We start from the raw sequence: 26594 nt of genomic DNA, 5'->3' as shown, positions 1-26594 counted from the left end.
ATGAGAGAAACTGATTTACATGCTAAGACTTCTGCCTATCAAAATTTTATGGACATGCTAGATGATCTATTGCAGCAATTATCACCGATTAACAGTGTGACTATTACCGATGATCTATGGATTTTCACCGACCGAGAGAAAAAAATATCAATCAATTTCAACCATTTCAACCTCCCTTACACGGAGTTTGTACGGGAAGTTTCACTTTCTTCTAAAAGTGATTTAATACGTGTAACTACAAAAGAGTTTGCTAAGCTACTCTGGCTATCTCAGCACGAAGATAAAGTAACCTATCAATCGTCAATAAAAATTTTAGATGTATTATCTTTATTGTTTAGTTACCTTGCAAACAAACAAATCACCTATATTGCTGAAAGTGAATTAGAGGACTTTTTTACATACCTACTAAGCTATAACCTAAATCAGGAAGGACTAAATTTACGGTTTTATCCACCGGCTTATCGCACTCGATTACACTTTTTAAACATAAAACTTTTGCTTCAAACGTTAAAAATTTATGGCTGTCCCTCTCTATTACCTCGGTTACATTATAATAAATACAAAGATGCGATTAACAACTCATGTTTAAATGTATTAGGCATTACTTTTTCTGATTATCAAAAAGGAGGGTCATTTAATTTTCTCGGTCTCGACACTGGCCGTCATTATATTGATTTTTGCTCTCAAACGTTTGAAGAACAGATTTCTTATGCGACAGCTTGCCGGCTAACCATGAGTGAAATGTCAACTGAAGTAAGTAGGCAAATGGGGTATAAATATACCGATGTTATTCAGCTAGTATGCTCAGAAATTCTTATGGGTATACCTAGTAATGAAATAAGAGGAAGGGAAATAAAAAAAACATCTCTCCCAACCCTAAAGGGTATAGTTGAGATTGTACACTGCCTTTTTTTTAAGCATTATTATGCTGTAATACAACAGAATAATGCCTTTAAACTGGATACTATTAATAGCATTATAGTCAAATTAGGTTTACCAGAAAACCGTTTTGATAATCAAGAATTTGTTAGATCAATGTTATTTGCTCGTTACTATGGTAAAAATGGTAAATCACGCTTAAACATTATAAAGGAATTTATAGCATCATTAAGATCAACGCATCCAAAGCTAAAACCACAGTGGTCTGAATCTGATTTTAATGGAATCGTAGATAGTGTCACTCAAACTACACCAATTGATATCAATAGCGTGGTATCTTTCTTTAAAGAGCACCATTCGATGTGCGATAAGCTACAACGATTTAATAAAATTACACATACTATCGGAGTTAGAAAATTAGAACGAGCTTTAATGAATGTTGAATCAGCAGGTGTAACCTTATTTGTTGCATTAACAGGGTGGCGAGCCACCGAATTTGGCTTCGCACTCAACAATATCCATATTAGTGTGAATAAAGATGTTCTTGATAGCACCTACACACCCTATCAATTTCATGTCAAATGGATAGTACCAAAAACCAGTAAAAATACACCTCTTAACCGTGAAATCACTTTATCTGGCTATTTATTAGCGACACAATTAGCTACATTAAATCAGTCAGGTATTAATAAGCCTTGTTTGCATTCAGCAATGAAAAAGGCCTCGATTAACAAGGTTATTACAAATCGGGTCAGTAGAATCTGGCAAGGTTTTATTGATTATTACAGCTTGTTTGAAGAGTTAGATGAATTAGAAAAACTGATAGTGTTGCAAAAGGACACGACACTTTCGAATCATCAGCAATCCGAGCTAGTGAAATTATCGAAAAACCATAACTTACAACAGAGCCAAACTCAAGCACTACAGGGCTTACGAGATCAATTGCGTGAGGAACTCCCTTGCTACCTTTTGGCTAATCAAGTCAACCAACAATCATTTGGTAAAAAACTTAAAGGTTACCGAGAAGGTTCACTTAAAACAGAAGAGCGGGCTTTACTGGAAAAATACTTGTCTGATGATACTAAAATGTCACTCAAGTCAGGAATTACACTGGACCAAGCAACAGTAAAACATATCAAAGAAGAATTTTTACAACGTGCAACTCATCCTACCCCTCATGCACTTCGCCACATATGGGCTGAAGCGGTATTACGTCGCTACCGTGGTAATGTTGGCAGGTTTATACGCGCTAACTTTAAACATTTAAACGATGATTTTTTTATGGCATATCTACGAGATAAAGAAATGAGTGCCGTGTATGAAATTTCACAACGAAATGTGATCAACGATATTGTCCGTCAACACTTACTTGCACTCAAGGATGACCAACGAAACTATACCGGTGGATTTGATAGTTATTTGAACAAAGTCGTTAATATAACTAATATAGCTTCAAATGAAGACTACATTAAAATGTCCCAAAAAATCAGCGACCGTATAGGTTCTATAAAACCAAATCCATGGGTAACATGCCTATTAAGATCTGGAACAGAGGAAAGAGCTAAATGCTCGCAAAATGGGATCCCTCAACGCCGTAATGCATCCCCTAAGTTATGCCTAGGGTGTATCAATGCAGACATCACTGAGGGAAATTACATCGGTATTGTGGTCTACACAAGTATTGATGTGGCCGCATGTCGTAACCCTGAGTTACCTGCATTTATCAAAATACAGCACCTTCCTGTTTTACAATTAGCTATTTCACAGATTAAAAAATTACGAAATAACAGCCAAGACGAAAAGTACAACAAGTTCATCAACCACTTACAAGAGAGCATAGATATTGCACAAAAAACTATAGATGGAGCGAAATGATGGATGATGGTTACCTAGAGCAATTTTTAGATGCAGATGAGTTATCGAATGAGCCGTTGGAGGAAGTAGAAAAAGAGAAAATCCCCAAGTGGGTAAGTAGCGAAAATAGCTCACTTAATGCTTACAATGCATTACTCTTGCTAAATAAAAAAAAGAAGGCTTATATTAAAAAGCATGGTCTAAAATCACAATACATTATAAAATCAAACTATCAGATTAAAAAATCTGAAGTGGCACGAGCAACAGGAAAGACAGCTCAACCCTTGTTTCACTCCACTGCTTACTCTGAATCATTACTTAGATTTTTTAATCAACTTAATAAGCAATTAGAAGAGGCTAAAGAAAAGCGTATTCTAACTGTGAAAAATGGATTGCAGAGTAGAAATAAAGAAGATTTAGTTAACGAACACAAAGACCTATTGAAAAATCATGAAGAGACTCAACTTCAAACTGTAGATGGAGTGTACCAGCGACTTCTTGATAACATGTCACTTGATGTTAAGAGCAAGCTAGGGTTGATATAGTAACAAAAGAAAAGAGTTAATATTCAAAAGCTTATTTTAATTTATAATTAATTACTTGTAATGACTATGGAATAAAAGATGGAATTAAATTGGAATAACATTAAAACAGTGTTGCTAGACATGGATGGAACATTGCTTGATCTTAACTTTGACTCATTTTTTTGGCGTGAGCACTTACCTATGCGCTACGCAGAATATCATAATCTTACACTGGTTCAGGCAAAGTCATATTTAAAAAATGAAACCAATAATGTAGCAGGGAAAATAGAATGGTACTGCCTAGATTACTGGGAAGAAAAGCTAAGTTTGCCTATTACTGACTTAAAGAGGGAAATTGAAGATAAAATATCATTACGACCTGATACAATTCCATTTTTAGATGCACTAAAAGCAGCTAAAAAAGAGGTTGTATTAGTGACTAACGCACACCCTAATAGCCTCTCACTGAAAGTAGAAAAAACCGCATTAGATAGCCATATTGACCGCCTAATATCTACTCATCAATATGGTGTAACAAAAGAATCTCAAACTCTTTGGAAGAAACTACAAGCTGATCTTAATTTTGATAGTGAAAGCACCTTATTTGTAGATGATAGTTTAACCATTTTAGACAGCGCTAAGAGTTTCGGTATTAAGTACCTCCTTGCAGTTGCAAATCCAGACTCTCAACGCCCCCCCCTGCAAAAAGAACAACTAAAAGGCTACCCATTTATTACTGATTATCGTCATATTCTGGCTGATATTAGATAGCAGTAGTTTTACATAATCATTTTCTATTATTGAAGGTTCTAAAATTATTAACTTATCCCCGTCCAATATTAAATTGGTATGGCACTGGTGGTGCTAATATCATTCAGTACTGCAACCAGAGCATCTCTTATTGCCAGTGTTTCTTTTTCATTGATATTTAAATAATACCCTTCTCTAAAACCCGTTTTCATTACAGCCTTTTTCTACTGATACAAATGCTTCTGAAAGCCGATAAACGTGTCACGTATTGCTGCCGGTGAACCAAACTCTGCTGCGGCATCGCTTATGGTGTTGTATTTAAGTTCTACCAAACTGCGCATTTTTTTAGCTGCCAATTCTTGTACGCCGTCTTCTATGTATTTATCTAATATGAATTCGATAAACTCGACTTGTTTGTAGGTGAACTCACTAGATATACCCGGTTTCGCCGTTGCGACACGTTCTTTACGGGTATGGGTGTCTTTTGCGTAGGCTACAAAGGCTAATAGGTCATATACGTCGCTGTCTTTGGCATCGATAATGTCTTTCATGCTATCGAGTTTTTCATCATCGTAACCCGCTTCATACAAATCAGTTAATAGCTTTTCGCGTGTGCTTGGATTGCTCCATATTTGGCGTAATTCATCTTCGTTACCAAAAAAACGTGGTAAGTCACCAAACAGTTGTTCTACAAATTGTTTTGCGGTGAGCATTTCACCATCGGCACCCATAAACAATACGCTTTTCATGTGTTGTATTTGGCGTACTTTTCCGTCGGTTAGGGTAATGAATATTTTATCTGGTCTGCCCGTATTCCCATCGTCGTCATCCGTATTACAGCTACAAGGTGTATCACCGCAGTTATTACAAGGCTCAGTTAGACACTGGCAAGGAGATTGATTACATTCGCCACAGGGTTCGTTTGGTGTGTCGTCTTTACAGTTACATGGGTTAAAACCACAAACCTCACAGATGCAAATGCATGGGCTGACATTACAAATATCACAAGGTTGTTCGTCTGGTTTTTCTTTAGGAGGTAATGGTTCACCATCCCATTCTGGATCTGCAAAATTATGATGTGCTTTTACAAAATCATACACGGTAAAAAATGATTTTCCGTCGTACAGTCGCGTACCACGACCAATAATCTGCTTAAACTCAATCATGTTATTACAGGGCCGCATTAGTACGATGTTACGTACGTTACGAGCATCTACGCCAGTGGATAACTTACGCGACGTAGTTAATATGGTTGGTATGGTTTTTTCGTTGTCGCAGAAGGTTCTTAAATCATTCTCACCCGCCGCGCCATCGTTAGCGGTAATACGTACACAATACGTTGGGTTGGTTGTCCAACCCTTTTGCACTGCGTATTGATTAATATAATCACGCACCATGCCCGCGTGTTCTTGTGTGCCACAAAATACGATGGTTTTATCATGTGGGTTGATGTGATCCATCCAATAGTGCACACGTTTTTGTTCGCGCTGTGGCATAGTGATGATGCGGTTAAAGTCACCTTCTTTATATACTCGGCCTGCTTCGGGTTCGCCTTTAAACGTCACCGCATCTCCCGGGGTATATTGGTATTCGTCCATCGTGCCGACAATTGGATACACCTTAAAGGGCGTTAAAAATCCGTCGTTGATCCCTTCTTTTAATGTGTAGCTGTAAACGGGTTCACCAAAGTATTTATAGCTGTCGACATTGTCAGTACGCTTTGGTGTCGCGGTTAAACCTAATTGCACAGCAGGCGCAAAATAGTTAAGAATATCGCGCCATGAGCTTTCGTCATTGGCACCGCCACGGTGACATTCATCAATAATAATAAAATCGAAGAAGTCTTCGGGGTATTGTCTGAAATTACAATTACTGGTGTCGGTAACTATAGGTAGGCTGTAGTCTTCGTCTTCCGGCAATTCTTCCTCATCACTGTCGTTAGTTGGGTTGCTAGCCGAATCTGTCATTAAGGTTTGGAAAATAGCCATAAAGATACTGGCGTTTTTAGGTACACCTTTGGCTTTTTTAATTTCACTCGGGGTAATACGCACCACGGCATCTTCGCCAAAAGCACCAAAGTCATTAAAGGCTTGTTTGGTTAATATATTACGGTCAGCCAAAAATAAAATACGAGGGCGTTTTTTAGCATTACTGGGGTTTTTAGCCGCTTGTAAACTCCAACGACTGTGAAATAACTTCCATGCGGTTTGAAAGGCAATACAGGTTTTACCCGTGCCTGTAGCAAGAGCAAGTAGTATGCGGTCTTTACCTAACGCTATGGCTTCTAATGCTTGGTTAATGGCGTTTTCTTGGTAATAACGAGGTTGCCAGTCACCTTTAAATTCAAAGGGTATTTGTGCAAAACGTGTCCGCCATGTGGCAGTATAGTCAGGCTCTGTTTTTCCAGTGACGGGTTCGAAGCACAAGCGCCACATGTCGGCTGGGCTTAGGTAGTTATCTACTAACTGCTCAAAACCCGTTAGCATATCTATTTGGTAAATGTCATGCCCGTTGGTGGCATAGGCAAAACGGCATTGTAAACGTTGAGCGTAGTCTTTCGCTTGGCGAACACCCTCTGTATAACTTAAGCTTTCTCTTTTAGCTTCAACGGCGGCAAGTTTTCGGCCTTGGAATTCTAAAACATAATCACTACTCAGGCTTGAGGCTCGTTTACCACCCCCTAAAATACGGCCTGCGGTAATGCCGAACTCACGGCGAATAATACTGCGCTCAGTGGTTCCCCAGCCATCTAAGGCCAATTTTGGCGAGATTAAGTCAGCGCGGGTTTCAGATTCGTTTCTATTCATGACACTTACCTGTGTTATAAAATTATTTACCGGTGATTACTTAGCCACTGTGCTTAACTCTCCACTAAAGGCTTTTTGTAAGATCGATTTTTTGAGTTCGTCTATTGAAGTTATTTTTTGACTATAAATATTTACCAATAAATTAGTTTTTTCTTCTAGATCATTAATTTCAGCGACAATTTTTATTTGTTCTGCAATTGTTGGTAACCTAATTGGTATATTTTTAATTTTACTTTGATTGAGATTTTTTTGACGGACGCCTCTTCTAAGCTTTAATAACTCTGGCTTAATAACGTTAATTGAATGAAGTATAAATTCTAAATTTATTTTGGGGTTCGGTTTAACACCCGCTACAGCTTGGTTAAATGTCCCATCGCGATCTAAAATTGACATTTTTAAAGCTGCTGTGTCATACATACCTATTAACAACGAGCCTTTTGGGAATAATTTCGCATTAGATCCGCTTAACCCTACTTCTGTAATTTTATTTTTTGAAGCTAATGTATACGTGTCGTTTAACTCACCAGAAGAATACCAAGGAATGTCTCCCCCCCAGAATCCAATTGTTGATTTTAGCGGGGTTCCCCCGGTACCTACATGTGCAATTTCACTTAATGTTTTCTCAACCCATCCTTCGCTTTTTTTACTGAATAATTGTTGTAAGTAGCTGTCGAATAACTCGCGGGCATTTTTTAGGTTTTGTTCGGTTTTTGTGCGGGTTTGTTCTAAGTCGGCAAACACGGTGTCGAGCAGTACCACAATGCGTTTTTGTTCTTGGATTGAATCAGGGTATGAAACGAAAAAATCATTTTGTAGTTTAGTTCTTGCTAATTCAGTCTGACCGCTTGCACCTTCTCCAGCTGAAGTAATCTCTTCCTCGATCTTAATGAGCATATAACCAAAGAAGTCGTTATGAAATAAACCGTTTTTAGGTCTTACAATAGTTACATGTGTATCTACAGTTGTAGGCTCTATAGGCATATTTCTCACCTGAGCAACTCGCCCTAGGGTACCTGTTCCAGTTGAATTAATTAATACATCACCAACTTGAACATATCGCTCTTCATTGACACTTTTTATGATTAGATTATGACGCCTTGCTAATGAATAATTAACAGTATGATCTCTAATACACTTTTGGTTAATTACACATATACCACCTTCATCAACATATTTCGGTGCAATACCACGTTTAATAATTTCACAAACGTTACCCAGTTTTTCTGTTTTCCATTCCATTACAGTAATCCCTGAATCTTAGCTAAAATAGCCTCTGATTCTTTATCTAGCGCGATAATATTTTCAATAATGACTTTAGGCTCACGTAATGGTGCGGCTTCTTCTATATTTGGGTTTTTAACCGACAAGTCATAGGTGGCTTGATTTATATCACTCACCGCTAATGACCAAGATTTATCTGAATCAGCAAAACTTTTTTGAAATTCAATAAATTCGGCTAAATCGTTGTCGTTCAGTGGATTAGTTTTCCCCATATTACGGCCTACATTAAGCTCGTAAAACCATGTGTTTAACGTGGGTTCACCTTTGGTAAAAAATAACACTACGGTTTTTACACCCGCACCTATAAAAGTGCCGCCAGGGCAGTCGAGTATCGTATGTAGATTACAGTTTTCCAATAGTTCTTTACGCAGGGCAATGGCGGCGTTGTCGGTATTACTTAAAAAGGTGTTTTTAATGACAATGGCGGCGCGGCCACCGGGTTTCAGCATTTTAATAAAGTGCTGTAAAAACAAAAATGCGGTTTCTCCAGTTTGTATCGGAAAGTTCTGTTGTACTTCTTTGCGCTCTTTACCGCCAAAGGGTGGATTTGCCAGTATTATGCTGTGTTGATTACTGGGTTGAATGTCTTGTAGGTTTTCAGACAATGTATTGGTGTGTAATACATTGGGTCGTTTGTTTACCAAAACTTAAAATAAAAAATATCAGGCGAAACCAAAATAGAAATAATTAAATATTTGATACCAAATGCTGATTTGGAGGAGTTTCAGAAGTTGGAGGAGTACTAAGAAAAGGGTTAAATCGGTACTTCTACGCCACAAAATAGTTACAGTGTAACTATTTTTGCTCGCTATTTATAAAAAAATCTCCTTCACTCACTTTTAATGCTTGAGCAAAATATCTAATTTCATAATCTGTTACCTGCCTATTTTGAGATTCAACTTTAGCTAACGTACTACGACTAAGATCAAAACCTAACAAACAGCATGCGGCAGCCAACTGCTCTTGTGTTAATCCTCGTTGCTTACGAATTTCTCGAATTTTTTTACCAATGGTATTCATTTACTGCTCCGTTAGTGGAGCGTCATCTTCCCATCTCGCAGAGCAAAAAATGCTCCGCTTAAGGAGCAATTAAAGATAGATGATAATTATTTAATTCTTAGTACTGAATAACTTACAAAGATATAGCTACTTTTTTCGTATATCTGAAACAAGAAGCAGTTAACGAAGATGCTTTAAGGTTAAAGATGAAATATGAAAACTGACTTGTGATTTCTGGATTTACCCTGATTTTAACTATTGATATTCCAGAGTAACTAATGAATAATTGCTCCGCTTGCAGAGCAATCCAGTCACACAAGAAATAATCAGCTTGTTTTAATAAAGGTCTAATAATGAGTCAGAAAGTTAATATGAATGTTTTTTTGCATTCTCTTTTGGTGATAAAGCAAATGAATGACTTCTCTGTGATAGCAGCTAAAGACGCTCTATTGCATGAACATGCTGAATTTACGGATTCAACAGAGGCTAGAAAATTTATCTACCGTCAATTATTACGTGGTGTAGATAAAGGACTATTAAAGCGAACGGACCTTGTTGATGACGGAATAAAAAATGTTTTATATTCAAAAACAGAGAAGTTCTTTGCCTCTACGATTGTTCCGATGAAACGGGGTGATAAACAAAAGAAAAGTTCTTCTCCAAAAATCATTAAGCAAGCGCCTAAAACCATCAATTACAAAGCCTTGCTAGAAAAAGAGCTGATGACTTATGAAATTGATTTAAACGCAAGCATTGAAGAAGTAAATGAATACAAGCGCCTTTCTAGTCGCTTTCCGGAATTAAAAGAAAAACTTCAGCAGCACCAACTGCAAACTAAAAATCAATCCGTCCAACTTCTTGGCAAAGTGCATGCGTTACAAAAATTACTGGGTTATACGGTCACGGGATATCAACCATGCTAAGAGCTTGGCAACAAGAATGTTTAACCACAGCAAAAAATCATTATTTAGAAATCAGTAAGCACTTTTTATGTTTAGCAACACCCGCTTCCGGGAAAACCGTATTAGCCGCTGAAGTTGCAGGATATTTGTTTGACACAAAGCAAATAGATTTTGTTTTATGTTTCTCGCCATCGATTACTGTGGCTGAAGGGATTAAGAATACCTTTGCACGTCGACTCAATTGTAATTTCGATGGTGTTATTGGCGCTATTGGTTGCTCTTATACCTATCAGAACATGCGGTTTTTTAACGAAGACAACTGGAAGATTATTAAGAATAATAGAGTGTTAGTGGTGTTTGATGAGATCCATCACTGCTCAGGCTCCTCATTTGATGATGCGAACGCCTGGGGGCAGGATATAGTGCAACACATTCAAGAACAGGCTGCGTATACTTTAGCGCTAACCGGGACTCCTTGGCGATCGGATCTCATCCCCATTGCGCTTGCTAATTACAGCGATCCCGATAATAAAATTCAATGTGATTACACCTATTCACTACAACAAGCTGTCGATGATGGCGTTTGCAGAAACCCCAAAATCGTTTTAATTGATAACGAAGAAATATCAGTGACGACCAAAGAGCAAGAAACGAAAGTCTTTAACTCACTGCATGATTTATTAAAAGCACCTTTAATTTCTTATCAGGATTTAATCTGTCATGAGGTAGTTATTCAATATATCTTGCAAAAAGGCTGTAATAAACTCGCTGAAATCAGGCAGTTTAACCAAGATGCAGGCGGACTCATTGTTGCTTCATCGGTGGAACATGCACAGCAGATATTGAAAATGCTCACTGAACAGTTCCAGCAAACCGCCGTTATTGTGACATATAAAGAGCCGGATGCAGCTGAACGAATCAAACATTTTCGTTTCTGTAATACAGAGTGGATTGTCAGTGTTGGCATGGTTGCAGAAGGTACGGACATACCCAGATTACAGGTTTGCTGCCATTTAAGCCGGGTTAAAACTGAGCTGTATTTCAGACAAGTTTTAGGTCGAATTTTAAGAGTAAATGAGGCTGTAAATCAGGAGGCTTGGTTGTTCACTTTTGCTGAAGAAAAGTTAAGTATATTTGCCCACCGAATAGATCAAGAATTGCCTGATTCTAATGTCTTAGTACGCGGTAATGCTATTGCTAAGCAATTTGATATAACTACTGCTAATAAAAAATCAGCTTCATCTTCAACTGACTTGAAACCACCATTAATGATGTCATTATTCGATGATGGAGCTTTCTCGGACAATTTAAACGATGCACCATCAGAAAATAAAAAAAACTATACCCCTGCTTATCTTGAATCTTTTGGTGGCTTTAGAGAAAAACTGATTGAAGCGTTTAGCCCGATATAGTTGATGATTATTGAATCCTCTATGCGACTGGCTGCTAGCGAATAGAAAAGTGATAATAGATTAGTGAAAGTGCTGGATAATATTAATCAAAAATACGGTACTGATACCGCGCTACTCGCCAGTCAAGGAATCGATGAAAAGTGGGCTATGCGCCGACAATTTTTAACACCGCAATACACAATCAAATGGCATGATATACCTAAGATATATTGTTGATCAGTATGGGTAGATACAAAAAACCACCATTTAGGTAGCCTTCTGAAGTGTTATATAACGGGGTTATGTGAAATTAAGAGTATTTTTTTCAATGCTCAGTTAACACCAAGCAACATTCTCTCAATTTAGGAGCATTATGAGATAAAACATACTTCACTCATCGTCCTCAATTCTATAAACCCCCAACATATCGTTCAGGTCACCCTCAATTTTATCATATGTATCGTCGAAATATTCTTGTGCTTCTTCGGTGTAACCCGATCCTTCTTCATCAACACAGTAACCGTCATCTCCGAATTTCTCTTCCACAAATTTATTGGCAGTTTCGCATAAGAACTCGATTACGTTAGAATTATCTAAAAAATGTTTTGTCATATCTATATTTAGTTTGATTTGAGAAAAAGATATTATATTTATTTAGCATACGCAACCTAGATCGCCGTTATTAATTGAAAACTGTGCTTTTAAAATTCCCTTCTTTTCCCAGTTTCTCAAATGACCGACCTAAAGTTGCCAGAAACACTAGAGGCGGTGGTTAAATTTGGAGAGTTCCATTCTTTTTGTCACCAACTGTGCGGCAGCTTTCTCACATCTGGGAGAAAAATCAAAGTCTCTTACCAACAAAGTCATTGAATATTCATGCACTGCTTAAACTATTTCGCTGAGGCGCTTTCGCCCCCAAAGCGCCTTATAAAACAAAAAATGGTCTCTATAATCGACCCCTGGTAAGTTTAAAAAGCACTCTTTACAGATAACTTTTCTGTTGATTTTTTGGTAATTAGGTTAGGCCCCGGATGCTCAAGCAATTGAGTAAACTTGCGCTTTCGTATAGTGATTGCTGTTTAATAGTGAGTTTGGACTTTCTGTAACATTGGTAACCCTCACTGTTTAAAATTAGGTGTCACTTAAACGAAAAATCAACGCTTCAAACTCATCAATTGGTACGGGCTTACTAAATAGATAGCCTTGATAATTCATACAGCCTTCACTCAACAAGTATTGTCTTTGTTCTACCGTTTCTACACCCTCGGCAATAACGTTAATACCTAAATTATGTGACATGGTAATGATGGTGCGTACAATCGCTCTGTCATTGGTATCCGTGAGAAGGTCACGCACAAATGACTGGTCTATTTTTAATTGATTGATGGGCAATTTTTTAAGATATTGTAAAGAAGAATAACCCGTACCAAAGTCATCTAATGAGAATAAAACACCTATTTTTCTCAGTGTATTAATTTTGGTAATAATGCCACTGACATTTTCTACCAACATACTTTCAGTTAGTTCTAGTTTAAGTCGTTCAGGGGTGATTTCATGCTTTTGCAGGATGCTTTTTAGTTGCTCTACAAAGTCTTCTTGATGAATTTGTAGAGCACTTACATTAACGGCGAGTACAAGATCTTGTGTCAGTGGTTTTTTTTGCCATTTTTTAAGTTGAGCGCAGGCTGTGTTTAATACCCATTCCCCTATTGGTAAAATAAGTCCTGTTTCTTCGGCTAAAGGGATAAAGTTAAAGGGGGAAATATAACCATCTTCTGGATGTTGCCAACGGATTAAAGCTTCAGCCCCTAATGCTTGACCAGAACTGCTAACCTGTATTTGATAATATAGCTGAAATTGATTGTGTTCAATCGCTTCGCGTAGTTCATGTTCCATCTCGGCACGGGCTGTAATAGCCTCTTGCATTGTTTGATTAAAGAAACAAAGGCGATTGTGCCCTGCGAGCCTAGATTGATGCATAGCAATATCAGCTTGCTTTAACAGTTTTTCCGATGCAAATTCATTCCCATTGAATATTGTTGCGCCGATACTGATGGTGCCACGATATTTGTGCATATTGAGCTGGTAAGGTTGAGTTAATAAAAAAATAATTTTTTTAGCAATATTTTGGATTTCGGTGTTAGCTTCAATGTCTCGCTCACTCAATTTTTCTAAAAGTATTACAAACTCATCACCGCTTAATCGGGCGATGGTATCAGCTTTTCTTACAATCTGAGTTAAGCGAGCAGTTACTTCTTTTAACAGTAAATTTCCCACACTGTACCCGTGGGTGTTGTTGATGATTTTAAGCTGGTTTAAATCAATAAATAGTAATGCACCATGATGGTTACTGTGCGCACTTTCAGCTAGGGCGAGATTAAGCCTATCAACTAACAAAAGACGATTTGGTAACTGAGTGATTTGATCAAAGTAGGCGAGGTTATTGATTTTTTCTGAGGCGGCTTTGTTTAGGGTAATATCGGTGATCGTAGCAACATAATTAGAGATCATCTTGCCCGTGTCTCTCACTGAGGCAATAGTCATATGCGCTAAATAGGTGTCACCGTTTTTGCGGCGATTCCAGATTTCACCTTCCCATGCGTCGGTGGTATTGATACTGTTCCACATCGCCTTATAGAGCACTTTGTCTTGTCGGCCTGAGCTAAAGAGCTTGGGTGTCTGTCCAATAACCTCTTCTGCACTGTAGCCTGAAATGCGAGTAAACCCTTGTTCAACATAGAAGTGCACCACTTAAACTATTCTTTAGTTAATTTGGAGGCATATTATGGGACAAAAATATTCACACCTATCCTTGCATGAAAGAAAGTTAATTTTTAATTGGTTTCATTACAGAAAAATGTCAATTCGAAAGATTGGAGATTTATTAAGCAGATCTCATACGACAATAAGCAGGGAAGTCAAAAGAAATGAATCGCAGTATTATGTGCCTACTTATTACCCTCATTCAGCTCAGCGTTACTATGCAATGAGAATGCGTAGAAGAGTAACTAAAGGGAGGTTAAGCAATGAAGGAACGAAACAGTATGTGATTAATAAGTTAAAAATAGGATGGACTCCTGAGCTTATTTCAGGCCGTTTAAAGCTAACTGGCGAAGAGAAATATATCTGCCATGAGTCTATCTATCAATATATCTACAAAGAGGCTAAAGAGCTTATTATTTATCTCCCTAGGAAACATAAGCGTCGTAGAATGAAATATCCAAGTCGGGCATACGTGGCTAAAACCAGTTTAAAAACCAGTATATTAGAGCGCCCTGAAGAAATAGATAATCGCTCAATCCCCGGCCATTGGGAAAGTGATTCTATAGAGTCGAAGGGACGAAAGCTTGCATTGAATGTCGTGGTTGAGCGAGTAACTCGAATGTCACATATAACAAAATTAAGTTCTAAAAAAGCATTAGCCACAAAAAATGCACTGATAAAAAAACTGGCAAATCACCCTAATGATTTTGTTTGCTCGGTAACCTATGATAATGGTTCAGAAAACGCCGGACACTTAAAAGTTAACGAAAAATTAGACTGTAAATCTTATTTTTGCCAAGCCTACCATAGCTGGGAAAAAGGAGCTGTAGAGCAAGTGAATGGTTTGATTAGGCGATTTCTACCTAAAGGAACTGACTTTGCTTTAGTCTCTCATAAGCGAATAGGAGAGATAGAAAACATACTAAACTCAAGACCAAGAAAGTGCCTAGGTTACAAGACACCTTTTGAAATCTATAATGAAATATGTGGTGCACTTCCAAGTTGAATGTGGGAAAGGCCTTATTCACACGAAGAATATGTTTATTCGCATCTGTGACAAGCATACCTTCTTGAGATTCAAATATGATGGCGGCAATACGAAATTCACGGGCAATGATTAACTCAGCAGCCAGTTTTTCTTTTTCCTCATGCTCAAATAACAATTTTTTATTGGCAATGACTAATTCAGCAGCCAGCTTTTCCGCCTTTTGATGTTCAAAGAGCAGTTTTTTATTGGCATCCAAACTCATAATATTAACCCTTCATATTTATAAGTAATGTATACGTTTTTTAAATGTATTGTTGTTGCCTAATTTTCTTGCAATCATCTATTAAAAAATTTTATTATTACTTACAGTAAAACAGATTCTATAACCTTTGATAAAAAAGTCCTCATTTCTTGTATTGGTGTCCCAACACTTCAAAATTGCTATTTTATGCTCTCAGAATAGGTATTAATATCGCTGCATTTACCATTCTATCCTTTAGCTTGGATAACCTCTTATCAAAAATAATGTTTTTCAACTGAATATTCAATGTGTGAATTATAAGCTATACGAGACATGCTGTGAAATTGTTAAGGGATTTAGTGAACATAAAGGGAGGCTTCTTAAAACCTCTCAGCGGTCAGTATTCGATTCTAAAGGCCGTTTTTTAGAAGTAACTACTATTCCATAAGCAGTATTTTACACGTTACTTGAATGCGACTTACCAAATGGAGGGTTCTTATCTGCCATTTTTTCTTGATTTCTGTAGCGTAAAAGTTAGATCGTACTATGCTTGCTTTTCCCCGTGAAGGGAGAGTTGTAGTGCCTAAGTGAATTTGGCCACTTTTTTTGTAAGGCGCTATGTGATGTGATGGACGCCCCTCCCCAATGGCGTCAACGTTTGCCATAATTAGATTAGATCGTTTAATCAAAGGAGCATCACAAAAAGCAAGGGTAAAACGGTCGAAGAGTTTTATCTAATGGCTTCCGAGATGCTAAATGAAGGTAGTGTTGTAAATACGGTTTCTCTTAAGTATGACTTAATGCAGTCAAAGAAGCGAATTGAAGAACTAGAAAAGAAACTATCGACCCAGCCAAGTGCTAAGTGAACCACTCCACCTAAACCGCACAGCCAATTCTTTTATTTGTTGATCGAAGAAGTCCACTTTAACAGATGCTCAAGCGTTATTAGCTTTTCAGCGGTTCTTATCAATAATGAATGATTCCTAAAAAATCGATGCAGGAATACCATTTAGAGCGGTATTGTCTGCCCGGAACTAGTGAGACATAAACTCTAAATCCCCGACTTAAAACACCTGATTTATTCATCTATCTACCCGAAACCTAGCCAAGTGCTGGGTTTTTTATTTTGTTGATTCATAGTGATTAAATTGGATAATACACCTTGCACTTTACATTTTACATTTTACATTTTACATTTTACATTTTACATTTTACAGTATTGTAAAGTACAAAGTACAAAGTACAAAGTGTAAAGTGTAAAGTTCTAAGGGACCATAGCACCGATGCCTTTACGATTTTTTGGGAGAAAACGAACGCAAATGAGGTAGTATCATTGCGAAAGATCTAAGGCGATGTATGTGCCTCTTTCTATGTTAGAAAGTTGAGGTGTTTACGCAGAACAAGTAAGCGGGAAAAGTTAAATTGAAATGTGTGTGCAGGGAAAGTGTAAAAATCAACCGTTATTTTCTATTTCAGGTCCGATTATCCAATTAAATTAACTCACTAAATCCGATCTCTTTTCAATAAGTTTGTTGAGTTTTTAGGTGGCGAAATTAGTTTTATTGCAAACTATGAAGGACAGCTTGCAAAGTAGAACTCTGGCAACAACTCCTTAGGCTGGCAGCCCATCGTTGGCCAATAACACCCTTGCCATTCCTATTATCTTCCCCTTAGTCAGGGTGATCTCACTATCTTGTAAGTGAGCGGGTTTGCCAGCTTCCGCTGGGCAAAAAAAACGGCGCCATTTCTGGCGCCGTTATTAAACAAGCTTACCTTTCAGCGTTACTCGTTACTCGTAGCTCAGACCGAAACCGAATGGATACAGCGTATCTGCTTCAGCATAACCCGGTGCGTCAGACGCCTGGTCGATAATCGCCTGACTGCTGTTAGCCAGTGCAAACGGCAGTTTGCCACTTGGATTGAACCCACCAGTAACAACGTCCATCAGCGCATTATCCTTAGAGCCGAAAGTCGCTAGAATAGCACCGGCGTCTTTCAGGCCGCTGGCTTCATCCATTACAAAAGGCTGACGGAAGTACACCGAAAGCACGGTATTTTCGGCACCAACTTCGGCCATCACCGCCTGGATATCTGTCAGAGACGGGGTGATATCCCAGGTTCCCGCAGCCGCCATACCGGTAAAGTCCAGCACATCGACTTCTTTAAAGTCCGCGCCACCGAACACTAACAAGCCGGTGTCTTTATTGGTTACCCGTACACGGATCAGCGCATAATCACTTTCTGCTGCGCTCGGACGTTCACCTTCTAGATCACCATTAGTCACAGTATAGCCGTAACCTTCAACGACCCCGCTGTCCATTCCCATAGTATAGAGATTAGCGGCTGCAGGAAGCGGCAGAATTGCTTCTACTGCACCTTCCGCGACTTTATTGTCAAGCAGTACAACGGCTTTACGTTGTGCCAGCAGAGCTTTTTCCTGAAATGATGCGTTACCGACAATGGCATTAGCACGTACAGGATCCACATAAGGATTTTCAAACAGCCCCAACTCAAACTGCACTTTCAGCAAACGTTTAACCGACTCGTCAATACGCGCTTCAGAAACCAGGCCCTGCTCGACCAGAGTACGAACCTCAGAATTACTGTGGAAACCGGAGAACACATCGGTGCCCGCTTCGATAGCCACAACCAGCTGTTCAGACTTGTCCTTGTCCTGCAGACCCCAGGCGCGGTTGTTTTGAATCGTGTCAGTATCAGACAGACCGTTGTTGGTCTCTCCGATAATACCGGTATCGGAGTTAATCACACCGCTAAAGCCAAGATCCCTGCGCAGCAGATCCGACAAAATTCCTTTGGAGAAGGCTATTCCGACATTACCGGCAGGCGTCCCCTCGGTCGTGCTGTATCCGTTATACGGGACACGTACTGTATCTTGGACACGATCAGAGACAACCTCGGCAAGTTGTATGCCACCCACATCCAAGTTAGTCTCGTCCGGATTACTCAGTGACCACTCGCCGCCACCGACAATACCGTAATAAGGCATCAGCGCCGCAACACCGGCATCGATCGCCGCTTTAAAGGGCTTAACATGGTAGTCAAAATTGCCAGTCGGATAGCTCTGATGCTGACCCGCCATGTAGTGCGGATCTAACCCTAGGAACTGCGGACCGCCGCCAGGAAAGTGCTTCATGGTCAGGACGACACTGCTAGGGGTCACCTCCTTACCCTGCAGGTTACTGACCAGCACCGTCATAATTTCAGAAGCCAGATCAGAATCTTCAGTAAAGGTTTCATGTACCCGGTACCAGCGCGGCTCGGTGGAGAGATCTGCCATATAACCGTACATGCCGCGCAGACCGATTGCATTCCACTCGGTGCGCATAATCTGGGCGAACTCGCCGATCAGCTCCATATCTCGGGTAGCAGCCAGACCCGCCTCTTTCGGCCATTCGGAGAAGGCACCGGCAGAAACGTTAATGCCGGCTCTGGCATTAGGATCGTTATGGTTACGCGCATTGGATTTAAACAGCGCCGGGATACCCAGACGGGTAGACTCGCTTAACTCCTGCACGATATTCATATATTGAGCGGCTTCCGAGGGGCTGATCGATGCGCTGGCGCGACCTGTGACAATATCCCCTCCTGGCGCACGCTCCCCAATAGGAAGAGCGTCAACCTCGTTCTGAGGCAGGATCGCGTTGCGGAAGATAAAGCGGGTCATCTTCTGCTGCTCGATATAATCAACGTGAGTGCCGTTCACCGAACCATAAGCCGCAGCGTTCATCGTATCAATCAGCATCATGCCGACTTTTTCTTCGAGCGTCATCTGAGAAACCAGATCGCCAACCCGCTCATCTACTGTCTTACGCCAATCTTCATAAACATTCAATATTCCGTTTTTATTAAGATCTTTAAACTGGTAACCGTCGGTGCTGATAAGATCAACTCCGCGCGCATCGAGTTTGGTCTGTGCAAACTCAGCCTTAACGACCTGCGTGGTCTCTATTACATCGTTGTTGCAACCGGCGAGAAAGACTGCCAGAGCGATCGGGGTAACAGAGAAGACTTTGTTCATTTTATTCTTCATGGATAAAACTCCGTATTGCTATCATTGATTGTGCGCTGGACTATACACAAGAATAAACATTTGGTTAACCAATTATTGTTAATATACCGATCCCGGTCAATCAATTGATCTAAACTGGTAGGTTTAATCATAAAAATTACAAATTAAAGTGCTTCATCACGGAAATTATTTTAATCACGTGCATTAGGTCAACCAATTAAGCTTGGGTATTTCATGTCCTAGACTCCTATCCAAAAATAACCAATTGATTTAATAGGCTTTATTTTTCATTTGCTGAGCATTTTAACAACAAAATTTTTTTTAAAATCAGGTTTGGAATGTGGGTTAGATAAACCCCTTTTAGAGTCAGCAGCATCTCCTCTATAAAGTCCGCTGCGGCTAACGGCAAGATTTATACCGCCATTACCATACATATCAACATGATCCGCAAGGTGAGCGGCTGCATGGAAGCTGTTGAGGTTATCTTCTCTTTACGCTAGGGGGATGAGTAAAATAGATACGCCTTAACAAAGAATTTTGGCATTTCAAGCAAGGCGTTATCAGGCGCACACCTAGAGTTAGTGCACATCCTAATGCCTTTTCTTTGACTTGGAACTGCGCTTATATATCAAAAAATTGTAGATAAGATACCGAGAAAGCCACAGGATAGGACGCGTTGGGTTGCCGTAAGATGGGTTGATCTACTTGGATTTTCAATTCGAAAACAAGGGCTTATTCTTCCGAACCCACGTCGACAAAGATGTGCTCGTTATAGTTGATTTTTTTATAAGGATCAGGATTTTTCGCAACGAATTTATATTGTTTGAGAGAATCCCAGTACACATAGGAGTAAATTGTTTAGGACAGTGACTGTTAATGAGAAAAGTAAAAATATCACGCTTGTTTATTTACCGACCTATCACACTTGACCTGAGTTTAATTGAGCTCCTCTGAAAGATGCATAAATATTATTGGGTCTCAATATCTGCTTCCTGCTGATCTAAAATATTTAAGCCAGAATTATTCAATATTTTGAATAAGTGTTCCTCAACATACCAGATAACTTCTCAATGAGTAGCAGTTAATTTAGTATCATCTGTCTTTATCAGGTTCAATCGTTTCTGTTAGCGAGGGCTAAGCCAACGAGACCACTGGATTATTGCTGAATAAAAAACCATCAAATAGAGGGTCATCCACATCAGATAGTTCCAGTAATGTTTGCTTAACATTTTCAAGATGTTGCCACATCGCATCTCTTGCAGCACTGGCGTCTCGGTGCTGTAAAGCCAGCAATATTTTTTCATGATCTTCCAGCCAGGCTTTGCGGTAATTTTGATTGACAATACGCGCATGTAATTGGAGCCACATCGAGCTGTTTTGACGACGTACCCATAAATCTTCAACCATATCTACCAGCACCTTATTTTGGGTAGCTTCGGCAATCGCCATATGAAACATTTTATCGCCATCATAATCGAAGCTTGCACCTTCAATTTGCTGGCGCTCCATTTGTAACGCTTTACGCAAACGAAAAATATCATTTCTCGTGACTTGAGTTGCCGCGAATTCTGCTATATGGCTTTCTAGTAATTGTCGCGCCTGTAACATTTCAAAGGGACCTGCATCATCAGATTCACTGGTACCGGTTTTTGCATCAATATCTTCCTTTGGTTGATTAATAATATAAACACCCGAGCCCTTCCTTACTTCCACTACATCTTGTAATTCCAGCATGATCAAAGCTTCCCGTACTACTGAACGACTCACTTGGCATTGCACAGCAATTTCTCTTTCTGGAGGAAGGCGATCACCGACAACGAATTCTCCACTAACGATGCGATCTTTTAAACCTTGACCAATCTTTTGGTAAAGACGTTTTTGAGGTGTTACAACTGCATTCATAATAATCTTCCATCTATTGGCATACCCGACAACTATCATAACATTTATCGATAGCAGATCAATACTTTGGTCAACCAATAAAAAGACTAAAAAATACCCGCCAGGATTTTTTAATGGCTATGCGCTAGTTAACCATTGTTATCGCTATAATCCTTTCAATTACAATGTGTTATAAAAACACAAAAAGAGCTTCAATTGCGATATTTACAATACGTTAAGGATGGACAGCATAAGCTAACAACCGCTTATTCATAGAAAATACCAATATGGCCAGAAGATCTACAGCACAAATTATCGGTTTTATTGATTAAAGATGAGCTTATAATTAAGCCATTATTTTATTTTAGATCTGCTTTTCAATCTGGTCAAGTTCAGATAGTCCATGGCGTTCTGCAAGTACCGCTTTTAAAAAACAGTTCAATTTTAGTTCATGCTCTCCTAGCATTTTTTTAATCGCCAATGACATCAGCGTTTCAATAATTTGTAGATCGCCTAACTTACAGCCCTCTACTTTAATTTCGTCGATTGTGACATTTCTCATATTATTCCTCTAAATAAAATAGTTAACAGTTAATGCAACTGATTGATTTATTTGAAATTTACTACCTTTATTCTCTTGCTTTATGAATCCTATTTATCGTCGCTTGAATAAATAAGAATGATCATCAGAACAGAATAAGTACAGGATTATATTGATTGCTAGGAAAATAAAAATCCGAGGCTGACTTTGTTCGGATTTTTATTTATATTGGTAGATAACTTGCAATTATTTATTAAAAAAAGCGCGTTTCAAACCGACTTCCAAACCACGTACTTCAGCCAATCCCTTTAAACGGCCTATAGCCGAATAACCTGGATTGGTTTTCTTTTTCAAATCATCAAGCATCTGGTGACCATGATCAGGACGCATAGGAATCAAACGGATATTACCTGATTTTTCACGGCGCTGCTCTTCTCTGAGTAATTCCATCACAACGTTATACATGTCCACATCACCGCCAAGGTGCGCTGCTTCATGGAAACTCTTTTGATTTTTTTCTCTTTGTGTCGAACGTAGATGCGTGAAGTAAATTCGATCGCCATGCTGCTTGATCATATTCACTAAATCATTATCACCACGTACACCGTAAGAGCCCGTACACATCGTGATACCGTTCATTTTTTCTGGTACTTGTGTAGTTAACCAGTTGATATCATCAATAGTAGAAACGACACGTGGCAAGCCTAAAATAGGACGTGGTGGATCATCTGGATGAATGGCCAATTTCAACCCGTATGATTCACAAATTGGCATTAATTCTTTTAAAAAAAAGGCTAAATTATTACGTAATGTCTCTTTATCTATGTCTTTATAACGATCTAATTGCGCCTGGAACTCCTCAAGTGTGTAACCTTCTTCAGCACCCGGTAAACCCGCAATAATATTCGCAGTTAATTTGGCGATTTGTGCCTCAGACATATTATCAAAATAGACTTTAGCTTGAAGCTGCTCATCTGCGCTGTAATCATTTTCTGCATTCGGACGCTTAAGAATATGCAATTCAAATGCAGCAAAAGCAATTTGATCAAAACGTAATGCGCGCGATCCATCTTCCATCTCAAATTCAAGATCAGTCCGTGTCCAATCAAGCACCGGCATAAAGTTATAGCAAACAGTGTCAATCCCACATTCAGCTAAATTAATAAGCGTTTGCTTATAATTTTCAATCCATGTTGCATAATTACCTGTACGCGTTTTAATCTCTTCATGTACAGGGACACTTTCAACCACCGACCAAGTTAAACTACTTCCTTCAATAATTTCCTTACGGGCTAAAATTGCTTTTTTACCCCACACCTGCCCATTTGGGATATCATGCAACCCATTAACAATACCCGTTGCGCCTGCTTGACGAATATCATTTAGCGATACGGGATCATTTGGGCCATACCAACGCCAAGTTTGTTCCATTACAACTACCTCATTATTTATAACAGCTCTCCTCAAGAAAAATTTATTGAGGAGACAGCCGATTAATTAAAAACACTTATTACACGAAACTTAGTTATATGTTATTTCGGTTCGGTAAGAAGCACTGGATTTGAGTTAAATAGATAACCATCACTGGCAAATATTTTTACTTAACTGCTTTAATTCGCTCAACTAACGCGGTTATTTCAGGAGTTAACTGCTGATATATCGGCTGAACAGCCTCCATAAACGGTGTTTTATCAGGGTTAATGAATGTAACACCCATTTTTTCTGCTTTAGTACGCTCTTTAGTTTCTGATTCAGCCCAAAGTGTTTTCATTAATTGCGATGAGTGAAGCGCTGCTTGTTTAACAATTTTTTGGTTTTCTGGTGTCATTGCATCAAATGCTTTAGTAGAAATAACCAATACATCAGGCACCATTGTGTGCTCATCTAAGGTCATAAATTTAGATACTTCAGCATGACCACTTAAGCTAAATGATGGAATGTTATTTTCAGCAGCATCCACCACTCCTTGTTGCAGTGCAGTATATAACTCACCATATGCCAATGGAGTTGGGTTACCGCCAAGCGCTGTCACCATGTTAATTGCAGAAGGGCTAGGCTGAACACGAACTTTTAGACCTTTTAAGTCTTCAGGGCTATTAATTGGTTTACCAGCGTAAAAGCTTCGAGCTCCTGCATCATAATAAGTCAAACCAATAAAACCACTACTCCGAGAAGCTTCCAGAATATCTTCACCTACAGCGCCTTCTTGCACGTTATAAAAATGCTGTTTGTCACGGAATAAGTAAGGTAAGTTGAATGCTGAGTAGTCAGATGAAAATGCTTCCAGCTCTGCCGCATTACTTTTTACTAAATCAAGTGCACCATTTTGCAATAACTCCATTGATTCACGCTGCGTACCTAATTGAGCATCTGGGTAAATACGAATTATCACTTCACCTTTTGTTTCCGCTTTAACTTCTGTTGCCATTGCGGTCATCGCTTTATGCACGGCATGATCGCGATTATGATTATGGCTTAACTTTAAGGTTGTCGCAGCTATAGATGATGCAGATAGACCAATAAATAATGCTGTTCCAATAACCGTCGTTAGTATATTTTTACGAATATTCATTTATTTACTCCATAATAATTTTAATTATCGCCCAGGGGCTCCAAGACAAAATGATTATTTACCGATAATATATTATAGTCAAACCAAAAATGTAAATTGGTTGACCTATATCACAAATAAACCCCCTTGATTGGTCGACCAACTGGGACGTGACCTATGTCACATTAGGCTATCTCTCAATCATCTATATTAGGCTCCTTACTTCACGGGTCATCTAGAATATTCGAGTTAACGCTTTAAATTGGTTAACCGAAAATATAAAATTAATAACAGGAAGATAATAAATGGGCAAAGTAATTACTTTTATAAATCGGGGGTTGGCGGCCTTTACCATATTTCTATCAACATTCTTAGTTTTTTGTGTTATATGGCAAGTTTTTTCGCGCTATGTAATTGGCGAGCCAAGCACAGTAACAGATGAGTTAGCCCGTTATTTATTCATGTGGGTAGCACTTATTGGTGCAGCTTACACAAGTGGTGCTAAGCGCCATTTAGCTATTGATTTGCTAACTAGAAAGTTAACCGGGAAAAGAAAAATAATAAATGAAATAGTAATAGAAATTGCAATTTCTACATTTGCCATAGTTGTTTTAGTTTATGGCGGCGCAGGTCTTGCCTTGAAAACACTGTCAGTAGGGCAAGTTACACCTGCACTAGGTTTGCAGATGGGGTATGTTTACTTCTGCCTGCCCATTTCGGGCTTATTAATGGTTTTTTATTCTTTCGTTTTTGCTGGCGGCAAAATAAAAGAACTTTTCTCTACGTCAGCGCAATAGTTAATATATTAATTACTGAAAAACACACTAAACACTCATCGTTTGTTAATACTAAGGAATATTTTTATGGAATGGCAAATCATTCTTACTCTTTTTGGGAGTTTTGCTGTGCTCCTCGTCATAGGTGTGCCGGTTTCGTTTGCGATTGGTTTATCTTCACTTGCAACTATAATGCTAAGCCTTCCAGCAGGTCCTGCCATTGCTGTCATAGCACAACGTATGGCAAGCGGGTTAGATAGCTTTGCTCTGTTAGCTATCCCATTTTTCATTTTAGCGGGTAATATAATGAATCAGGGAGGTATTGCTACCCGCCTGATAAACCTGGCTAAAGTGCTTGGAGGGCGCTTACCTGGTTCACTTGCACACGTTAACGTCATTGCAAACATGATGTTTGGTTCAATTTCAGGTTCAGCCGTCGCCTCCGCGGCGGCAGTAGGTGGAACAATGGCGCCACTGCAAAAGAAAGAGGGTTATGATGAACATTTTTCTGCAGCGGTCAATATCACTTCTTGCCCGACAGGTTTGTTAATTCCCCCAAGTAATACCTTGATTGTATTTTCATTAGTTTCCGGCGGGACATCTATCGCGGCGCTTTTCTTGGCGGGTTATATTCCAGGGCTAATTATGGGGTTAAGCTTAATGTGCGTCGCCGGGTTTATTTCCAAGCGTCGTGGCTACCCTCTCGCGCCGAGAGCACCCTTATCTGAAGTTATTGACACTACATTAAAAGCCCTCCCTTCTTTAACACTCGTTATTATTATCATGGGAGGTATCATAGCCGGTATTTTTACGGCAACAGAAGCATCGGCAATCGCGGTGGTTTATACCTTTTTACTGGCATTTGTTTTTTACCGTGAAGCCAAATTGAGCGAGCTGCCAAAGATTATTTTAGAATCAGCAGTGACGACCTCTATTGTTTTATTATTGATCGGCGCTTCAATGGGCATGTCATGGGCCATGGCTAACGGTGATATTCCTTACATGATTGCTGATGCGCTACTTGCTGTTTCGGATGACCCATTGATTATACTTTTGATTATTAACGTTATTTTGTTAATCATCGGTATCTTCATGGACATGACACCGGCAGTGCTTATTTTTACACCTATCTTTTTACCTATTGCATTAGACTTAGGTATCGACCCTGTGCACTTCGGCATAATGATGACCTTTAACCTTGCTATCGGTCTTTGTACCCCCCCCGTAGGCAGCGCGCTATTCATTGGTTGTTCTGTTGCAAAAATATCCATTGATAAAGTCATTAAACCCTTATTACCCTTCTACGCTGCTCTAATTGTTGCGCTTATGGCCGTTACCTTTATTCCTGAGCTAAGCCTTTACTTACCCAGGTTATTTCTAGGTTACGGTGACTAAAATCATCTGTTCAACAATAAATTTATATATGCCTCGTCGAA

General features: G+C 39.1%; 21 protein-coding genes. 9 read left to right on the top strand and 12 right to left on the bottom strand.

The features are described from left to right. The 3 genes from PING_RS00825 (at window position 1) to yrfG (ending at window position 4028) form a co-directional block, all read left to right on the top strand. A complete protein-coding gene (locus PING_RS00825) occupies window positions 1-2754 on the top strand; it encodes a hypothetical protein (protein ID WP_011768580.1) in 2754 nt (917 codons plus the stop codon). Continuing rightward, window positions 2751-3278 (top strand): hypothetical protein, encoded by a 528-nt coding sequence (locus PING_RS00820; RefSeq protein WP_011768579.1) that lies wholly within the window; start codon window positions 2751-2753, stop codon window positions 3276-3278. The genes PING_RS00825 and PING_RS00820 overlap by 4 nt, the downstream gene beginning before the upstream one ends. A gap of 78 nt (window positions 3279-3356) precedes the next feature. Next, entirely contained in the window at window positions 3357-4028 is a 672-nt protein-coding gene (gene yrfG, locus PING_RS00815; RefSeq protein WP_011768578.1) for a GMP/IMP nucleotidase, read from the top strand. Window positions 4029-4096: 68 nt separating this feature from the next. Here the strand turns inward: yrfG and PING_RS21550 are convergent, their stop codons facing one another. The 5 genes from PING_RS21550 to PING_RS00795 form a co-directional block, all read right to left on the bottom strand. Then, entirely contained in the window at window positions 4097-4219 is a 123-nt protein-coding gene (locus PING_RS21550) for a hypothetical protein (protein WP_269571554.1), read from the bottom strand. 12 nt (window positions 4220-4231) lie between these two features. After that, window positions 4232-6814 carry an EcoAI/FtnUII family type I restriction enzme subunit R gene (gene hsdR, locus PING_RS00810; RefSeq protein WP_011768577.1) on the bottom strand — a complete coding sequence of 861 codons (2583 nt, stop codon included), beginning with the start codon at window positions 6812-6814 and terminating at the stop codon, window positions 4232-4234. 36 nt (window positions 6815-6850) lie between these two features. Further along, window positions 6851-8053, bottom strand: a complete 1203-nt coding sequence (locus tag PING_RS00805; RefSeq protein ID WP_011768576.1) for a restriction endonuclease subunit S — start codon at window positions 8051-8053, stop codon at window positions 6851-6853. Beyond that, the gene (locus PING_RS00800) at window positions 8053-8739 is read right to left on the bottom strand and encodes an HsdM family class I SAM-dependent methyltransferase (protein WP_269571553.1); all 687 of its coding nucleotides are present in this window, start codon (window positions 8737-8739) and stop codon (window positions 8053-8055) included. Before PING_RS00800 ends, PING_RS00805 begins: the two co-directional genes overlap by 1 nt. A 151-nt stretch (window positions 8740-8890) precedes the next feature. Continuing rightward, a complete protein-coding gene (locus PING_RS00795) occupies window positions 8891-9115 on the bottom strand; it encodes a helix-turn-helix domain-containing protein (protein WP_011768575.1) in 225 nt (74 codons plus the stop codon). A gap of 332 nt (window positions 9116-9447) precedes the next feature. Between PING_RS00795 and PING_RS00790 the strand changes: the two genes are divergently transcribed. The 3 genes from PING_RS00790 to PING_RS19685 all read left to right on the top strand — a co-directional run bounded on the left by PING_RS00790 (window position 9448) and on the right by PING_RS19685 (window position 11624). Then, a complete protein-coding gene (locus tag PING_RS00790) occupies window positions 9448-10017 on the top strand; it encodes a hypothetical protein (protein WP_011768574.1) in 570 nt (189 codons plus the stop codon). Further along, on the top strand, window positions 10011-11408 hold the full coding sequence (locus PING_RS00785) for a DEAD/DEAH box helicase (protein ID WP_011768573.1): 1398 nt from the start codon (window positions 10011-10013) through the stop codon (window positions 11406-11408). The genes PING_RS00790 and PING_RS00785 overlap by 7 nt, the downstream gene beginning before the upstream one ends. Before the next feature lie 63 nt (window positions 11409-11471). Next, the gene (locus PING_RS19685) at window positions 11472-11624 is read left to right on the top strand and encodes a DUF4113 domain-containing protein (RefSeq protein ID WP_083761706.1); all 153 of its coding nucleotides are present in this window, start codon (window positions 11472-11474) and stop codon (window positions 11622-11624) included. Between the two features lie 153 nt (window positions 11625-11777). Here PING_RS19685 and PING_RS00780 read toward each other — a convergent pair whose 3' ends face one another. Both PING_RS00780 and PING_RS00775 read right to left on the bottom strand, forming a co-directional pair. Continuing rightward, the gene (locus tag PING_RS00780) at window positions 11778-11999 is read right to left on the bottom strand and encodes a hypothetical protein (protein WP_011768572.1); all 222 of its coding nucleotides are present in this window, start codon (window positions 11997-11999) and stop codon (window positions 11778-11780) included. 519 nt (window positions 12000-12518) lie between these two features. Continuing rightward, on the bottom strand, window positions 12519-14138 hold the full coding sequence (locus tag PING_RS00775; protein ID WP_011768571.1) for a putative bifunctional diguanylate cyclase/phosphodiesterase: 1620 nt from the start codon (window positions 14136-14138) through the stop codon (window positions 12519-12521). A gap of 34 nt (window positions 14139-14172) precedes the next feature. Between PING_RS00775 and PING_RS00770 the strand changes: the two genes are divergently transcribed. Further along, complete coding sequence (locus tag PING_RS00770; protein ID WP_011768570.1) at window positions 14173-15156, top strand: IS30 family transposase; 984 nt, start codon at window positions 14173-14175, stop codon at window positions 15154-15156. A 2012-nt stretch (window positions 15157-17168) separates the two neighbouring features. Here the strand turns inward: PING_RS00770 and PING_RS00765 are convergent. The 5 genes from PING_RS00765 to PING_RS00745 all read right to left on the bottom strand — a co-directional run bounded on the left by PING_RS00765 (window position 17169) and on the right by PING_RS00745 (window position 24403). After that, complete coding sequence (locus PING_RS00765) at window positions 17169-19430, bottom strand: glycoside hydrolase family 3 protein (RefSeq protein WP_011768569.1); 2262 nt, start codon at window positions 19428-19430, stop codon at window positions 17169-17171. Window positions 19431-20543: 1113 nt separating this feature from the next. After that, on the bottom strand, window positions 20544-21311 hold the full coding sequence (locus tag PING_RS00760) for an FCD domain-containing protein (protein ID WP_041765721.1): 768 nt from the start codon (window positions 21309-21311) through the stop codon (window positions 20544-20546). A 343-nt stretch (window positions 21312-21654) separates the two neighbouring features. Further along, window positions 21655-21852 (bottom strand): hypothetical protein, encoded by a 198-nt coding sequence (locus PING_RS00755; RefSeq protein WP_011768567.1) that lies wholly within the window; start codon window positions 21850-21852, stop codon window positions 21655-21657. A gap of 225 nt (window positions 21853-22077) precedes the next feature. Then, window positions 22078-23262: a mannonate dehydratase gene (uxuA, locus tag PING_RS00750; RefSeq protein WP_011768566.1), complete on the bottom strand. Its 1185-nt coding sequence runs from the start codon at window positions 23260-23262 to the stop codon at window positions 22078-22080. A 166-nt stretch (window positions 23263-23428) separates the two neighbouring features. After that, the gene (locus PING_RS00745; RefSeq protein WP_011768565.1) at window positions 23429-24403 is read right to left on the bottom strand and encodes a TRAP transporter substrate-binding protein; all 975 of its coding nucleotides are present in this window, start codon (window positions 24401-24403) and stop codon (window positions 23429-23431) included. A 284-nt stretch (window positions 24404-24687) separates the two neighbouring features. Between PING_RS00745 and PING_RS00740 the strand changes: the two genes are divergently transcribed. Both PING_RS00740 and PING_RS00735 read left to right on the top strand, forming a co-directional pair. Next, the gene (locus PING_RS00740) at window positions 24688-25179 is read left to right on the top strand and encodes a TRAP transporter small permease (protein ID WP_011768564.1); all 492 of its coding nucleotides are present in this window, start codon (window positions 24688-24690) and stop codon (window positions 25177-25179) included. Window positions 25180-25245: 66 nt separating this feature from the next. After that, window positions 25246-26553, top strand: a complete 1308-nt coding sequence (locus tag PING_RS00735) for a TRAP transporter large permease (protein WP_011768563.1) — start codon at window positions 25246-25248, stop codon at window positions 26551-26553. Window positions 26554-26594 lie beyond the last annotated feature (41 nt).

This window comes from Psychromonas ingrahamii 37 (assembly GCF_000015285.1).
GTDB lineage: Bacteria > Pseudomonadota > Gammaproteobacteria > Enterobacterales > Psychromonadaceae > Psychromonas > Psychromonas ingrahamii.
The sequence above is the reverse complement of the archived record's forward strand: the minus strand, read 5'-3'. Positions and strand labels throughout refer to the sequence as shown.